Origin of the sequence: Chryseolinea lacunae (assembly GCF_016735595.1) — a bacterium.
In the GTDB taxonomy this organism is placed as follows: Bacteria; Bacteroidota; Bacteroidia; order Cytophagales; family Cyclobacteriaceae; genus Chryseolinea; species Chryseolinea lacunae.
This window is the reverse complement of record NZ_JAERRB010000001.1, coordinates 683,705-698,224: the sequence shown is the minus strand read 5'-3', so window position 1 is coordinate 698,224 and position 14,520 is coordinate 683,705. Positions and strand designations below refer to the sequence as shown.

Annotated in this window: 13 protein-coding genes; 5 read left to right on the top strand and 8 right to left on the bottom strand. The window is 51.3% G+C overall.

Going from position 1 to position 14,520, the window contains the following annotated elements; genetic code table 11:
* Positions 1–66: 66 nt before the first annotated feature.
* Both JI741_RS02590 and JI741_RS02585 read right to left on the bottom strand, forming a co-directional pair.
* Entirely contained in the window at positions 67–807 is a 741-nt protein-coding gene (locus JI741_RS02590) for a LytR/AlgR family response regulator transcription factor (RefSeq protein WP_202007100.1), read from the bottom strand.
* A gap of 55 nt (positions 808–862) precedes the next feature.
* Positions 863–1,915 carry a sensor histidine kinase gene (locus JI741_RS02585; RefSeq protein WP_202007098.1) on the bottom strand — a complete coding sequence of 351 codons (1,053 nt, stop codon included), beginning with the start codon at positions 1,913–1,915 and terminating at the stop codon, positions 863–865.
* Between the two features lie 102 nt (positions 1,916–2,017).
* Here JI741_RS02585 and JI741_RS02580 point away from each other — a divergent pair, with 102 nt between their 5' ends.
* The 5 genes from JI741_RS02580 (at position 2,018) to JI741_RS02560 (ending at position 7,381) form a co-directional block, all read left to right on the top strand.
* Positions 2,018–2,434 carry a VOC family protein gene (locus tag JI741_RS02580; protein WP_202007097.1) on the top strand — a complete coding sequence of 139 codons (417 nt, stop codon included), beginning with the start codon at positions 2,018–2,020 and terminating at the stop codon, positions 2,432–2,434.
* Between the two features lie 33 nt (positions 2,435–2,467).
* On the top strand, positions 2,468–2,869 hold the full coding sequence (locus tag JI741_RS02575) for a DUF1761 domain-containing protein (RefSeq protein ID WP_202007095.1): 402 nt from the start codon (positions 2,468–2,470) through the stop codon (positions 2,867–2,869).
* Between the two features lie 148 nt (positions 2,870–3,017).
* Positions 3,018–3,881 (top strand): KPN_02809 family neutral zinc metallopeptidase, encoded by an 864-nt coding sequence (ypfJ, locus tag JI741_RS02570; RefSeq protein ID WP_202007093.1) that lies wholly within the window; start codon positions 3,018–3,020, stop codon positions 3,879–3,881.
* Positions 3,882–4,008: 127 nt separating this feature from the next.
* Positions 4,009–4,410: a hypothetical protein gene (locus JI741_RS02565; protein ID WP_202007091.1), complete on the top strand. Its 402-nt coding sequence runs from the start codon at positions 4,009–4,011 to the stop codon at positions 4,408–4,410.
* 49 nt (positions 4,411–4,459) lie between these two features.
* Positions 4,460–7,381, top strand: a complete 2,922-nt coding sequence (locus tag JI741_RS02560) for a PD-(D/E)XK nuclease family protein (RefSeq protein WP_202007089.1) — start codon at positions 4,460–4,462, stop codon at positions 7,379–7,381.
* A gap of 10 nt (positions 7,382–7,391) precedes the next feature.
* On the opposite strand, the gene uvrB is transcribed toward JI741_RS02560, so the two are convergent.
* From uvrB to JI741_RS02530, 6 genes are all read right to left on the bottom strand, one after another.
* Positions 7,392–9,413, bottom strand: coding sequence for an excinuclease ABC subunit UvrB (uvrB, locus tag JI741_RS02555; RefSeq protein ID WP_202007087.1), 2,022 nt, complete (start codon positions 9,411–9,413; stop codon positions 7,392–7,394).
* Positions 9,414–9,565: 152 nt separating this feature from the next.
* Positions 9,566–10,309: a shikimate dehydrogenase family protein gene (locus JI741_RS02550; RefSeq protein ID WP_202007085.1), complete on the bottom strand. Its 744-nt coding sequence runs from the start codon at positions 10,307–10,309 to the stop codon at positions 9,566–9,568.
* 2 nt (positions 10,310–10,311) lie between these two features.
* Positions 10,312–11,202 (bottom strand): DUF368 domain-containing protein, encoded by an 891-nt coding sequence (locus tag JI741_RS02545; protein WP_236675843.1) that lies wholly within the window; start codon positions 11,200–11,202, stop codon positions 10,312–10,314.
* Positions 11,203–11,260: 58 nt separating this feature from the next.
* Positions 11,261–12,064, bottom strand: coding sequence for a phosphosulfolactate synthase (locus JI741_RS02540; RefSeq protein WP_202007081.1), 804 nt, complete (start codon positions 12,062–12,064; stop codon positions 11,261–11,263).
* On the bottom strand, positions 12,064–13,470 hold the full coding sequence (locus tag JI741_RS02535) for a tetratricopeptide repeat protein (RefSeq protein ID WP_202007079.1): 1,407 nt from the start codon (positions 13,468–13,470) through the stop codon (positions 12,064–12,066). Before JI741_RS02535 ends, JI741_RS02540 begins: the two co-directional genes overlap by 1 nt.
* Positions 13,471–13,528: 58 nt before the next feature.
* On the bottom strand, positions 13,529–14,515 hold the full coding sequence (locus JI741_RS02530; RefSeq protein ID WP_202007077.1) for an NAD-dependent epimerase/dehydratase family protein: 987 nt from the start codon (positions 14,513–14,515) through the stop codon (positions 13,529–13,531).
* Positions 14,516–14,520 lie beyond the last annotated feature (5 nt).

The window sequence follows — 14,520 nt, the reverse complement described above, 5'->3', positions numbered from 1 at the left end:
AATTCATTTTGAGGCGGAGCCTTATCAAAGATGCTGCATAGCATTGGCGATAAGGCTCCGTTTTTTTTAGCCTTCCATCCAGGTTCTGAACTCGGGCGCGGTTTCTTTGCTCACGTGAATTTCTTCTTTCATTTCGGGCTGAATAAAAATCCGGATTTTGCCGTTGTCGGGTTTGAAACGGTCGATGGCTTTCAATTGCGCGAGGTATTTCCGGTTCAGGCGAAAGAATTTTTTCTTGTCGACCATTGCTTCCAGCTCGGCCAGGTTTTTGTCGACGATGAGTTGTCGGCCGGCAAAATCCCGGGCAAAAACAATTTTGTGTTCGGTGTAGAAATAGGCCACATCGTCGAGCGGCAAGGCGATGAACTCGGTGCCCTTGCGGGCGATGATTCTGTTTTTTCCAGCGGTGCCCGCGTCCAGCAGGCGTGTCACGTTGCCCATCACAAAATGACGTTCCAGGGTCTTTACTTTGTCGAGGGCGCGTTTCAGTTTTTCTTCCGTCACGGGCTTCAGCAGGTAGTCGATGGAATTGAATTCAAAACTTTCCAGGAGATACTTGTCGTAGGCCGTGGTGAAAATTACCGGGAAGGTGATGGGATGCTTGCGGAAAATTTCGAAGGAATGATCGTCCGACAACTGGATGTCTACAAACGCAAGGTCGGGTGCCGGGTGATTGGTAAGCCAGAGCAGGGCTTCGCGCACGCTGGTGATTTTTGCCAGCACCTCAATGCGTTCGTCCAGCCGTGTCAGCATGTCTTCCAGTTTTGCCTGGGCCAGGAGCTCGTCTTCAATAATGATCACCTTCATAAATCTGCTTATGTGAATATGATAGGAATAGGTTGAATCATCGGCGTGTGTCGTTTCAGCTTCTGAGCAAAGGCAACCCCACCACAAACGAATCGCCGGACTTGGTCACGGTAATTTCTTTTCCGACAATGATCCTGAACCGTTCGTTTAAATTCTTCAACCCGATGTGCGACGAGTGTTGAAGCGTTCGTTTGGGTTGCAGCGAGTTTTGAATGAACAGCACATCGTGCTCCACCCGAAACGCGATGCACAGTGGCGTGCGTTCCGAAATTTCGTTGTGCTTCACGGCGTTTTCAAAGGCCACAAAGGCGGAGATGGGTGGGAGCAGGAAATCTTTTTCGGTGGTGCCGTTAAAATGTTTCTGCAACTCCAGGGCTTTTCCAAAACGCAGTCGTAGCAATTCGGCATACTTTTCAAGAAACGCAAACTCGTCTTCCAGTTGCACAAGACTGCGGTCTTTTTGGGAGAGAATGTAGCGATACACATCCGCCAGATTTTCGGTGAACAGCTTTGCCGTGGCAGGATGCGTGTCGATGAGATAGGCCAGACTATTGAGCGAGTTAAACATGAAGTGCGGGTCGATCTGATTTTTGAGCGCTTCCAGTTCGGCTTCGGCTTTTGCTTTTGAGAGCTGTGCATTGCGCACTTGTTCGCCTTGTTGCTCCTTCACCATAAACACCGTTTCGTAAACATGCGTGATGAAGAGCACACAAATGACGTTGATGAGTGTGACCACCAGCACGGTGTTCCACTTCACATCAAAGCCCACCCAGGCATACCACATGCACAACCACGCGATGGTGAGTGGCGAGGTGTAGAAAATGTTGTTGAGAAAAAGGAGGATCAGTTTTTCGATGGGCTTGTCAAACCATGTGAAGCGTTTGCGTGTGCGGAAGAGCAGGTAGCGGTTGCCATGCCAGATGAAAAGTGCCAGCGCGATGAAGTAGCCATAGCCCAGCCAATAGGCCGCGTCGCGCATCGTGAGCGCGCCAAACAATCCCGTGGCATTGGGAATGACGATGCCGAAAAATGGAATGCCGATGAGCCGAATGGTTTTGTCGTTCAGCTCGATGTCGTGGTGAGGGATGGCCTTTTCCGGTTCAGGCATGTTTTCTTCCGTTTCGGTTTCAGACGGTAGGTTCGTGTCTGTAAAAGTGACAATTTCAACTTGCACTTACACGGTTCGAAGCCGACAATTTTAAAAACACAAATGGAAACAGCTTTACAACAAGATGTCAAAATCACCCTGGGGCGCGTTGTCGTTTTGGTAGACGACTATGATGAAGCGTTCAATTTTTATAAAAATGCTTTGAACGCCCGGAAGATTTTTGATCAGGTGTTGCCAGATGGACAGCGCTATCTTCACATCGGCTTTGAAGAGAACGCTACATCCGGTATCTGGTTTTTACAAGCGTCGACGCCCGGCGAGAAGAGTCGCGTCGGAAAACAAACCGAAGGGCAACCGTTGTTTGTGCTGTATACAAACGCGCTTGAGCCTGTGCATTTGCAACTGCAGGCCTGTGCCGCGCGCATTGTGAAACCTCCTGTTGTGGGCGATGACTTTACATTCCTGCAATTCCAGGATCTGTATGGCAATGAAATCGTGCTGGTCCAATCCCGCCCGTGATCTAAGAAACCTTACCTAATCTTTATAAAATGTATGGAACCACAACTCAACATCTGGGCCGTTCTGGTGGCGGCCTTGTCTACTTTTCTCATTGGCGGGCTTTGGTATTCGCCGGCCGTGTTTGGCAAAGCGTGGATGCGTGAAAACGGATTCACTGAAGAAAGCCTCAAGGGTGGCAACATGGCGAAGATATTTGGTCTCTCGTTTTTTCTGGGAGTGATTTCGGCGGTGAATCTCGCTATGTTTCTTGGCCCGGAAAGTCGTCCGGAGATGGGCGCGCTCTGGGGTTTTGCCGCAGGCTTTGGCTGGGTGGCCACGTTTGTGGGCACGCACTATCTTTTCGAACGGAAGTCGTTCACACTGTTCCTCATCAACGCCGGCTACAGCGTGGTGGCGCTCACGGTGATGGGTGTAATTCTGGCCGCCTGGAAATAACATACTTTATCAAAAAACATTTTCCGCGTCTGGTGGGTTTAACCAACGCACGACGCGGAAAATGGAATGTCCAAACTATACCGGCCTTTTATTGGAGGGATAGAATGTCTTTCGTATTTTCCTATGCAAATTAAAACCCCCCGATACTATGCAATGGCGAGGACGAAGACAAAGCTCGAACGTAGATGATCAACGCGGCAGTGGCGGTGGTGGTGGCATGGCCGTGAAAGGCGGCCTCGGCACCATTGTGGTGGTGCTGGTGATCAGCCTCATCCTGGGTAAAAATCCCCTGAGTCTCCTCCAGGAAATTCAGACACAAGGCGGCGGTGGCTACGAAACGGAACAAACGCAGGCCAGCGACTATCAACCTTCGGCCGAAGAGCAGGAGCTTAGCGAATTTGTGAAGGTGGTGCTGGCCGACACCGAAGACGTGTGGCATGGCATCATGAAAGACTATCGCGAACCCCGGCTGGTCATGTTCAGCGGCAACGTGCAATCGGCGTGCGGCTCGGCCAGTTCAGCCACGGGCCCGTTCTATTGCAGCGAAGACGAACGCGTATACATTGACCTCAGCTTCTATGAAGAACTGAAAAGCCGCTTCCAGGCCCCCGGCGATTTCGCGCAGGCCTATGTCATCGCGCACGAAGTGGGCCATCATGTGCAACACCTGTTGGGCATCACCGATAAGGTGCACGCCATGCAAGGCAAAATCAGCGAAGAAGAATACAACAAACTTTCGGTGAAACTCGAACTCCAGGCCGACTTTCTGGCCGGCGTGTGGGCCAATCACGCGCAGCAAACCAAATCCATTCTTGAACCCGGCGACATCGACGAAGCCCTCAACGCGGCCAGCGCCATTGGCGACGACCGCCTGCAGAAACAGGGGCAAGGCTATGTAGTGCCCGACTCGTTCACACACGGCACCTCCGAGCAACGCATGCGCTGGTTTAAAAAGGGCTTCGAAACGGGCGACATTGACCAGGGCGATACCTTCAATACAAATAATTTGTAAGACACCGGCAACCCATCCGAACGCCGTCCGTTCTTACGCACATTTGTTGTTTTTCCTGCGTGAAACGGCCATCCTAATTCTGGCCTCAAACTTGCGATTTCACTGGCAACACCAACGTACCCTGTGTATGAAACGTTTGTTGCCTGTGTTGACACTGCTGCTGACCCTTGGGGCCTGCACGGTCTATGATGTGGAACCCCGCTACGACTCGCGCACAAAGCTTGTGGGCAAGTATGAAATGGAAGAGTACAGCGACACCTACAACGACCTGTCGTATTATTCCATCTACATCACCAAGTCGGCATACGCCGGAGAAATTTACATCGATAACTTTTACGCTTCCGACATACTGGTGCGCGCCCTGGTGCAAAACGATCGGATCACCATACCGCCCCAGGTGGTGAATGGCTTTGAAGTGGAGGGATCGGGTTCGATTTATGGCGGCAACGTGAGCCTTACTTACCGGGTGCGCGACCGCTACGAAAACACGGCCGCCGACTTTTGCAATTCCACGGCGCGACCCTATTGAGGCGTTGGTTTATTCGTCGCGAACGCCGTTCTTTCCGGAGAATTTCACGATGAAACCTTTCCTCTACGAACTCGCCGAAACGCTCTATAAAACGCACCGCCCGCTGGATGCGCTCACGGTAATTTTTCCCAACCGACGGGCGGTGCTCTATTTCCGCAAACACCTCAGCACATTCCTGGATCGCCCCGCCTTTGCGCCGCGACTCATCACCATCGAGGATTTTATTTCGGGCCTCACCGAATTGAAAGTGCCCGACAAACTGGAACTGATCCACCGGCTTTTCAAAACCTACAACGACCTGCTCCGGAAAAATCTGGAAAGCGAGGGAGAACCCTTTGACAAGTTTTATTTCTGGGGCGACATGTTGCTGAGCGACTTCGACGAGGTGGACAAATACATGGTGAACCCCGGCCAGCTTTTTCAGGACCTGAGTCACCAAAAAGAACTGGACTCCAGCTTCGACTACCTCACCGACGAACAACGCGAATTTCTCCGGAATTTCTGGGGAGGTTTTGAAGAGAACCTCACGGAAAACAAACGCAAATTTCTGGAAGTGTGGAACCAGTTGTTCAAGCTCTACACACAATTTAAACAAACCTTGCTGGCCGAAGGCTTTGCCTACGAAGGCATGCTTCACCGCACCGTGGCCGAAACCATTTCCGATGCCACCACGCAACGCGTGAAAGGGCAGACACTGGTGTTTGCCGGGTTCAACGCCCTCACCAAAGCCGAAGAAGTGATTATCTCTTTCTTTGTCGACAAAGGTCTTGCCACCGTGTATTGGGATCTCGACGAGTATTACGTGAACGACACCAAGCAGGAGGCAGGAAAATTCTTTCGCGAGTACCAGCAGCATCCCGTGTTGGAAAAAACGTTTCAGAAAGATATTCCGTCAAACTTCACCGGCACACCTGCATCAGACACGGGAGCAGCACAAGCCAAGTCCATCCGCATCTTTGGCGCGGCGCAACCTGTGGGGCAGGCAAAGGCCATGGCCCAGGTGCTTCGCGAAGAGCTGCTGAAGGGCATCGATCCGGAAGACACGCTCATTGTGTTGCCCGATGAAAAGTTGTTGCTGCCCGTATTGCATGGCTTGTCGAACGATGTGGAGAAGCTCAACATCACGATGGGCTTTCCGGTGAGCAGCACGCCGCTTTATAATTTAGTGGAATTGCTGGTGGAGATGCAGATTGGTGCGCGTCACGATCAATTTAATCACCGCCAGGTGCTGGCGTTGCTGGGCCATCCCTATGTTGTAGCGGCCGACGCGGCCGTGGCCAATGCCAAGCGAAAAGAAATTCTGGGCAACAACTGGGTGCACGTGTCCAAAAATTTCCTGGCATCGTCTGTCGCGTTGCACCGGCTCATTTTCAAAACCGCCGAAGACGACATCATTCACTACCTCCACGACATCGTGATGGAGATCGGCGTGATGCCCACCGTTACTGCGTTCGATAAGGAATATGCGTTTCACTTTTTGAAGTTGCTGAACCGCATGCAGGACGTGATGGGTGCTGAAGGCGAACCACCATCGGCCGAAGCCGACGACACGGTCATCACGGCACAGCCCGGTCGCACCAAACAAAAAGCACTGAAATCATTTCTTCGTCTTTTCCGTCAGCTCATTCAAGCCTACAAAATTCCTTTCACCGGCGAGCCCTTGAAAGGGTTGCAGGTGATGGGCGTGTTGGAAACGCGTAACCTGGACTATAAAAATGTATTTATCCTCTCGCTCAACGAAGGGGCATTTCCGTCGTCGGGCAGCAAGGGATCTTATATTCCCTACAACATCCGGAAAGCCTATGGCCTTCCTACGGTTGAGCACCAGGATGCGATGTATGCCTACTTGTTTTACCGTGTGTTGCAGCGGGCGGAAAACATCTTCCTGTTCTACAACGCCGAGACCGATGTGTTGGGACAAGGCGAGATGAGTCGCTATTTGCAACAACTGCTCTACGAAAGCGGCCTCACGCTCGAAAAGAAAATATTGCACAACCCGGTTCAGCCCACGCCCATCACGCCCATCACCGTTGAAAAAAATGAAAGCGTGATGCAAATGCTTGCGCGACTCAGCGAAGGCAACAGCATGTTCAGGGGCATTTCGCCGTCGGCGCTCAACACATACATTGAATGTCGTCTGCGTTTTTATTTCAGACATGTGGCGAAAATTCGCGAGGCCGATGCCGTGGAAGAAGATCTTGATGCGCGTGTCCTGGGAAATTTCCTGCACGATGTGATGGAACATTTCTATAAGCGCCTGCGCGAACAAAAACAGAGCAAGGCCGTGGAAGCATCAGACTTCGATGCCGCCCCGCGAATCATAGACCAACTCATTGACCAGGTGTTTATCGACTCGTATGGACTTGATCCCACCAAACCGGTGGAATATGAAGGACAACGGCTGGTGGTGCGCGAAGTGGTGAAACGTTTTGCCCATCGCATTGTGGAGATGGACAAAGCCTATGCGCCGTTTGTGATGGAAGGTGTGGAGCAGGAGGGCATGGTGCACAAGGTGAACATCGATCGTGCACCGGGCTATGTGCTGTTGAGCGGAAAGATAGACCGCGTGGATCGCAAAGACGATGTGCTGCGCGTGATTGACTACAAAACCGGAAAAGATAAACTGGACTTCGAGAGCGTGGCGTCGTTGTTTGTGCGCGACGGCCGCCGAAACAAAGCGGCGTTTCAAACGCTCGTCTACGCGTTGCTCTATCGTTCCAACACACCCATGGTGGGTCTCAAGATTGTGCCGGGCCTCATCAACCGCATGAACCTGTTCGACGAGGATTTTAAATTCGGATTGCGCGTGGGCAAGGACTATGTTACCGATGTGGAGCCGTTGTTGCCGGAGTTTGAACAACAGCTGAAGATCATGCTCGAAGAACTTTTTGATATCGAAGTTCCCTTCGATCAAACCACCGATCACGAACTTTGCCGCAACTGTCCCTATCAGGGCATCTGCTATCGATAATAAGTTTCGGTTAGACTTTTTCTTCGATCAGTTTTTGTATGGCCATGTATTCGTCGCGCAGTTTGGCGGCTTCCATGAACTCCAGTTCCTTGGCGGCTTTCTCCATGGCTTTGCGGGTGCGGTCTGCCATTTTTTGCAGTTCGTCTTTGCTGAGGTAGGCCACTACCGGATCGGCTGCCAGTGTGGTTTCTTCGTCCTCCACATAAAACTTCTGATTGCGTTTGGAGTCGGCCACTTTGGTTTGGCCGAGGATGGAGTCTTTGGACTTGAGCACGGTGCGGGGTGTGATGCCGTGTTTTGTATTGTATTCCTGTTGGATGGCGCGACGGCGATTGGTCTCGTCGATGGCGAGCTGCATCGATTCGGTGATGGTGTCGGCATACATAATCACCTTGCCGCGGTCGTTCCGGGCTGCGCGACCAATGGTTTGCACGAGCGAGCGTTGGTTTCTTAAGAATCCTTCCTTGTCCGCATCCAGAATAGCGACGAGCGACACTTCCGGAAGGTCAAGACCTTCGCGCAGAAGGTTCACGCCCACCAGCACATCAAACACACCGAGGCGAAGCTCGCGCAAAATTTCAACGCGGTCCAGCGTGGCCACTTCCGAGTGAATGTAGCGGCACTTCACGCCCACGCGATCCATATACTTGGTAAGTTCTTCGGCCATGCGTTTGGTGAGGGTGGTCACCAGCACGCGTTCGTTTCGTTTGATGCGCTCGTCCACTTCTTCCAACAGGTCGTCGATCTGGTTTCGGCTGGGCCTTACGTCGATCACCGGATCGAGCAAGCCTGTGGGGCGGATAATTTGTTCGACTACCACGCCTTCCGATTTCCGGAGTTCATATTCCGATGGCGTTGCGCTTACATAGACCGTTTGGCTGAGCAATGCTTCAAACTCATTAAACGTAAGCGGGCGGTTGTCCAGGGCCGAGGGCAACCGGAAGCCATAGTCCACCAGGTTCACTTTGCGTGAGCGATCGCCACCCCACATGGCGCGCACTTGCGGCACCGTGACGTGACTTTCGTCGATCACCATAAGGAAATCGTTGGGAAAATAATCGATGAGGCAGAAGGGCCTGTCGCCGGGTTTACGGCGGTCGAAATAGCGCGAATAGTTTTCAATGCCCGAGCAGTAGCCCAGCTCGCGCATCATCTCGATGTCGAACTCCGTGCGTTCTTTCAGGCGCTTGGCTTCCAGGTGGCGGCGGTCTGCTTCAAACATGGCCACTTGCGCCACCATGTCGTCCTGAATTTCGCGGATGGCCTGCTGCAGCGAGTCTTTGCCGGTCACAAACAAATTGGCGGGGAAGATGGTCACCACGGTTTCGTCCGAAATTTTCTTTCCGCTCACGGGATCGATGCGCTGGATCGATTCAATTTCATCGCCCCAGAAGTAGATGCGCACGGCATAGTCAGCATAGGCGAGAAACACATCCACGGTGTCGCCCTTCACGCGGAAGGTGCCGCGTTTGAATTCGGCTTCGGTGCGGTTGTATAAAATATCCACCAGGGCAAACAACAGCTTGTTGCGCACAATGGTCTCGCCCGTTTTGAGCTTGATCACATTCTTTCCGAATTCTTCGGGGTTGCCAATACCGTAGATGCACGACACTGACGCCACCACGATCACATCGCGGCGACCTGTCAGCAACGCCGATGTGGCGCTGAGTCGAAGCTTTTCGATTTCTTCGTTGATGGAAAGATCTTTTTCAATATACAATCCTGAAGAAGGAATGAACGCTTCGGGCTGATAGTAGTCGTAGTAGGAGATGAAATACTCCACGGCATTCTCCGGGAAGAATTGTTTGAACTCGCCATAGAGCTGGGCAGCCAGTGTCTTGTTGTGGCTCAGCACCAGCGTGGGACGGTTGGTGTTGGCAATAACGTTGGCCATGGTGAACGTCTTGCCCGAGCCGGTCACACCCAGCAGGGTTTGATGTTGCTCGCCGGCCTCTACGCCCTTCGTGAGCTGGGCGATGGCGGTCGGTTGGTCGCCGGTGGGTTTGTATTCGCTTGTGATCTTAAAGTCCATAGGGGTATGACGTTTCTGAGGATACGCTGTTTTTCACCAGACAAAACTCCTTAGGGCATACGCAAAGTAGTAGCGCTTCGTTCCCTTGCAAGCAATAAAAAAATCGCTTCCGTTGCCAGAAGCGATCTACTTTTTTTGAGACCCGTTTGAGGTTAGTTATTCCAGATGGTCCACGATTTTTCTGCCTGTATGTGCAGCATCTCCAATCCGTTTTTGATGGTGGCACCACGCATTTCGGCTTTCTGCAGAAACATGGTGCGCGCAGGGTTGTAGATGAGGTCGTATACGTAGTGGTCGGGACCGATGTATTCGTTGTCGATGGGAGGCATCGTCTCGGTGTTGGGGCTCATGCCCAGCGGTGTGGTGTTGATGATGAGCAGCGACTCGGAGATGATCTTCGGGTTGGCTTCGAGGTCGGCATAGGTAAGCAAACCTTTCTTTGCTTCGCGCGACACGACCTGATATTCCACTTTCAGTTTCTTCAGGGCTTCCTGCACGGCTTTGGACGAACCGCCGGTGCCGAGAATGAGGGCTTTAAACGTTCGGCCTTCGGGCAGCCATTTCTCAATGGTTTCGAAGAAGGCGTCGGAGTCGGTGTTGAAGCCTTTCAGCTTGCCATCTTTGATTTTGATCACGTTCACGGCGCCAATCTTTTTGGCGAAGCCGTCCACTTCGTCGAGGTATTTCAATACCTGTTCTTTGTAGGGGATGGTGACGTTGAGACCGGTGAGGCCTTTGGTGTCTTTCAACAGTGATTCAATATCCGTGATGTTATTCAGGGGAAACAATTCATAATGATAATCGCGTAATCCTTCGCGAAAAAACTTCTCGTCGAAATAGGCCTTTGAGAACGAGTGACTAACGGTTGCACCAATTAGTCCGAATACTTTTTCCATGTTCAGAGTTTTGTTTTAAGTCTTGCTGAAATCTTTTCTACTACTACCATGATAAAAACACCGATCGCCATAGCGAGGATGGCCTGAAAGACCTGGGGGTCTTTGCCGGTGGTGGCCAGGTATTGCCATGGCAAAACGCTTTTGTCCCACACGGGAACCTGCTGGCCTTTGGAGTTGGTCACAAACTCCATTACCTGACGCCAGGGCCACAACTTATTCAATGAACCCATCATGAAGCCGGCTAGTAAAGCTACGGTGACGCCATGATAGTTGTCTACAATCCAGCCTAAAATTCTGGAGAATCCCAGTAGTCCAGCCACGCATCCCAGGCTGAATATCAACAACATAGGGATGTTGAAGGTTGCGATGGCACCGGTGAGGTATTTATATTTTCCAAGGATAAGCAACACAAACGCACCCGAAATTCCGGGCAACACCATGCCGCACACGGCCAGGGCGCCGGCAAAGAAGGCAATCCACAGGGCGTCGGGGGTGTGAATGGGGTGAAGAAACGTGAGGCCATAGGTAGCGGCCGTGCCCACCAGAAATGCCAGCACGGTGCCGCCATTCCATTTCTTGATTTCCCGCAGCATAAGCGTAATGGAGATGGAAATCAGGCCAAAGAAAAATGCCGACGTGAGCACAGGATGACGTGTATAGAGATACACCATGCCCCGCGCTGCGGTGATGATGCTGGTGATGACGCCGGCAAAAATGATGAGCAGAAAGGTGCCGTTGATTTTGGTCCAGAATGCTTCGAATTGCCGCTCGCGCAGGAGTTGCAGGGCCTTGCGGTCAATGGCTTGCAGGGATGAGATGAACTCGTTGTAGATTCCCGTGAGCAGGGCTGCCGTGCCACCCGAAACACCGGGTATAACGTCAGCTGCTCCCATACTTATGCCTTTGAAGTAAAGGAGAATATAGTCTTTGGGTCTTCTCAAATCGTTCGTCTTAGTCTACCTCGAAGGGCGGCGCGGTGTTGGTATTCTTCTTCTCTATACCGAGAAAATGCAAGAAGGTGTCACCACGCAGGCCCAAACGAATGGTTTCCAAAGGTATAACTTCTTCGGGGGCGATGTTGCCCAGGTTCACATTGGCTCCCAGCAGTTTCACAAACCAAACCTGCTGTGCTTTCTGGGGAGCTTCCCAGATTATTTTTTCGAACGGAATTTTCGTCAGGATTTCCTGCACCAGGCCCGAGCGAACTTCGCCGCTGGAGCGGAACAGGCCCACATTGCCGCCTTCGCGGGCTTCGCCGATCACCTTCCAGGCGCCGGCTTCCAACTCCTTCTGCATCAGTTCAATCCACATGTAGGGCGGAATGATCTTGTCGGCGTCTTTAGACCCCACTTCCGACAACACGGTTACCTGGTCGGCCAGTTTGGTGATGTAGTCGCACTTTTTGTCGTGGTCAATGTCCATGGAACCGTCCGATACTTCGGCAAAAGTCAGTTCGTATTGATCCAGCAATCTGCGATAGTCGTCGAACTGATCGCGAATCACAAAGGCTTCGAAGAGGGTGCCGCCAAAATAGACCGGCAGGCCCGCTTCTTTATAGACTTTCAGTTTATCCTTGAGGTTTGGGGTGACAAACGACGTTGCCCAACCCAGTTTCACGATGTCAATATGGTCCGCGCAGATGCTGACAAAATCCTCCGTTTCGCGTATGCTCAAGCCCTTATCCATGGCCATAGTAAAGCCATATTGCCTGGGCTTGGTCGTGCGCACAGGCAGGTTTTTAAGATCGTAGTTCATTAGCTATTTTCTTTTCTAAACTGCTCGATGATCTTATACAACGCCTTTTGTGTCTCCAGTTTCGGAAAAAAATCGAACAGGGCGGTGTGACCATCAAAGTCCAAAATTAAAGCATTTTCCAGATAATTAAAGGCTTCTTTGAAACGACCAGCTTCTATGAGGTATACCGTCATGCGGTAAAAGAATTCGGCATCGTCCGGAGTTTCGTCGAATCCGACCAATAAAGTGTCGATAGCCTTGTCGTGATCGCCCTGTTCGTAGTAGATGAACGACCAGTTCAGCCAGATTTCTTTATCGCCGGGTTCCAGTTTGCTCGCCTCTTCGTAGGCGTCGATGCTGGAAACCGTGTTGCCTACTTTAAACTCGGCATGGGCCACAGATTTCCAGTATTCCGGGTTTTCGGTGTTGATTTTTAAGGCTTTGTTATAGAAATGCAGGGCCTGATACCATTTTTCCTGTTTCTCCAGGCAGGCACCGGCGCCAAACCAGGCTTCGTCATACAGCGAGTCCAGCTTGGTAGCTTTCTGAAAGTATTTCAACCCCAGGTCATATTGTTCCAGGCTTTCGTAGGCCGCGCCCAGGCAGCAATACACTTCGGGGCTGGGGCCTTCAATCTCTACGGTTTTGCGAAAGGCATCGAGCGCTTTGGTATACTCGCTCATGTTCATGTACGTGTTGCCCGTGTTGAAATAGGCTGAGGCAAACGACTCGTCGATGGTGATGGCGTAGTCGTAGGCATTCAGGGCTTCCTGATATTTCTCCAGCTTGTTGTAGACAATGCCGAGGTTATACCACGCCGCCGTGGAGTAGGGATCTTCGTCTATGAATTTCTGATAATATTCGATGCTGCCTTCCAGCTGACCCGTGATGTCGAGACAGAACGCCAGTTCATAGAGTGAGCCGTCGTGATTGATGTTGATCTCGATGGATTGTTTGTAGGCTTCGATGGCATGCACATAGTCTTCCATGCTTTGATAGGCAAGACCAATGCTGTAGTACACTTCATCTTTGTCGTCGGCCAGCAAGAGGGCTTGTTCAAAATTCTCGATGGCGTCTTTGTGATTTCCCTGCAGGGAAAGGATAGAACCTTTTGTGAGGAAAATCTCCGGGTCGTTGGGTTGCAACGCGTGTGCCTGTTCCAACAGTTCTAATGCCTGACCAAACTCTTCCAGGTTGGAGAGGATCTGTGCTTTGACGGTGATAAGTTCTGTTGAAAATGGATATTGACTGATCGCTTGATTAACGGCTTGAAGAGCCTTGTTGTGTTTGCTACGCAACATGTAGTAATCAATGATCTGCTCGTAGGCATCTAAATCAAAAAACTCTGCTTTCTTTTTCCGGAGATGGTCTTCAAATCGTTTAATCAGCTCGTTTCCTTCTTCTCTTTTACGATATTCTTTAGACATGGAATAAAAAGGTTTTCCTAAAATAAGTAAAACTGACGTAAAGCTAAGACCTTTCGCTCTATTTTTTACCCTCGTTTTTTTTCGTGTAATATTCGCAACACCATTGTAGGGTTTTATCAAACGGTTGAAACTCGAAATTCAGGCCCTTGCGCACCTTGGCGTTGTCATACAGAAATTCTGTACCCGCCAAACGTGCCGTTTCCTTCGTTATTAACGGTTCTGTGCCCATCACGTTCGAACGAAACGTCTCGAAGGAAGCCACAACCGAAAGAAGATTTTTCGACAGTTTGATGGAAGGAGATTTTTTGTTGAATTTCCTTGCGATGCTGGAAAAAAAATCCGAAAAGGTAATGTTGCCTGCACTGGCAATGAACCGTTCTGCCTCGGCAGGGTGGTTCAGCAATTGGTAGCTTAACGATGCAACATCGCGCACATCCACATAGTTCAGATAACCGTCGATGTAGAATTTTTTCTCGTCCCACACATACTTGAAAAGTTGTGCACTGCTGCGGGCCCAATCGGCCGGCGCAAGAATCACCGAAGGATTCAGCATCACCGTAGACAGGCCTTCTTCCTGCGCGCGAAACACTTCCAGTTCGGCAAAATATTTTGATTGACCATAGACGCTGTTCAGCGGGCTGTCAACCCACTTGTTGCTCTCGTCGATGTGCCGCTGATCTTTTTGTCTGCCCAGTGCCGACACCGAACTGATGTGCACCAGGCGCTTCACACCGTGCATGAGACAGGCGTTCACCACATGACGAGTGCCTTGCACGTTGATGTCCATCACTTCCTTGGCGCGGCGCGGATTGAACGACACGATGGCTGCGGTGTGAAACACATGCGTCACATCCTGAAAGGCTTCCGTCAGGGCCACAGCGTCCAGCACGTCAGCATCGCGCCAGGTGATGTTGTGGGCCACATCGTTCAGCAGCGACGTGTCGCTGCCCGAGCGTTTGAGGGCCACAAAGGGTTGGTTGTGTGCGATGAGCTCCCGCACAATGAAACTCCCCAACAAGCCGTTGGCACCGGTGACCGCGATCATATGAA

Bases quoted from the DNA above. Each gene is read 5' to 3' on its own strand.
- JI741_RS02590 (WP_202007100.1), bottom strand. From the start codon at position 807: ATGAAGGTGATCATTATTGAAGACGAGCTCCTGGCCCAGGCAAAACTG.
- JI741_RS02585 (WP_202007098.1), bottom strand. From the start codon at position 1,915: ATGCCTGAACCGGAAAAGGCCATCCCTCACCACGACATCGAGCTGAAC.
- JI741_RS02580 (WP_202007097.1), top strand. From the start codon at position 2,018: ATGGAAACAGCTTTACAACAAGATGTCAAAATCACCCTGGGGCGCGTT.
- JI741_RS02575 (WP_202007095.1), top strand. From the start codon at position 2,468: ATGGAACCACAACTCAACATCTGGGCCGTTCTGGTGGCGGCCTTGTCT.
- ypfJ (WP_202007093.1), top strand. From the start codon at position 3,018: ATGCAATGGCGAGGACGAAGACAAAGCTCGAACGTAGATGATCAACGC.
- JI741_RS02565 (WP_202007091.1), top strand. From the start codon at position 4,009: ATGAAACGTTTGTTGCCTGTGTTGACACTGCTGCTGACCCTTGGGGCC.
- JI741_RS02560 (WP_202007089.1), top strand. From the start codon at position 4,460: ATGAAACCTTTCCTCTACGAACTCGCCGAAACGCTCTATAAAACGCAC.
- uvrB (WP_202007087.1), bottom strand. From the start codon at position 9,413: ATGGACTTTAAGATCACAAGCGAATACAAACCCACCGGCGACCAACCG.
- JI741_RS02550 (WP_202007085.1), bottom strand. From the start codon at position 10,309: ATGGAAAAAGTATTCGGACTAATTGGTGCAACCGTTAGTCACTCGTTC.
- JI741_RS02545 (WP_236675843.1), bottom strand. From the start codon at position 11,202: ATGGGAGCAGCTGACGTTATACCCGGTGTTTCGGGTGGCACGGCAGCC.
- JI741_RS02540 (WP_202007081.1), bottom strand. From the start codon at position 12,064: ATGAACTACGATCTTAAAAACCTGCCTGTGCGCACGACCAAGCCCAGG.
- JI741_RS02535 (WP_202007079.1), bottom strand. From the start codon at position 13,470: ATGTCTAAAGAATATCGTAAAAGAGAAGAAGGAAACGAGCTGATTAAA.
- JI741_RS02530 (WP_202007077.1), bottom strand. From the start codon at position 14,515: ATGATCGCGGTCACCGGTGCCAACGGCTTGTTGGGGAGTTTCATTGTG.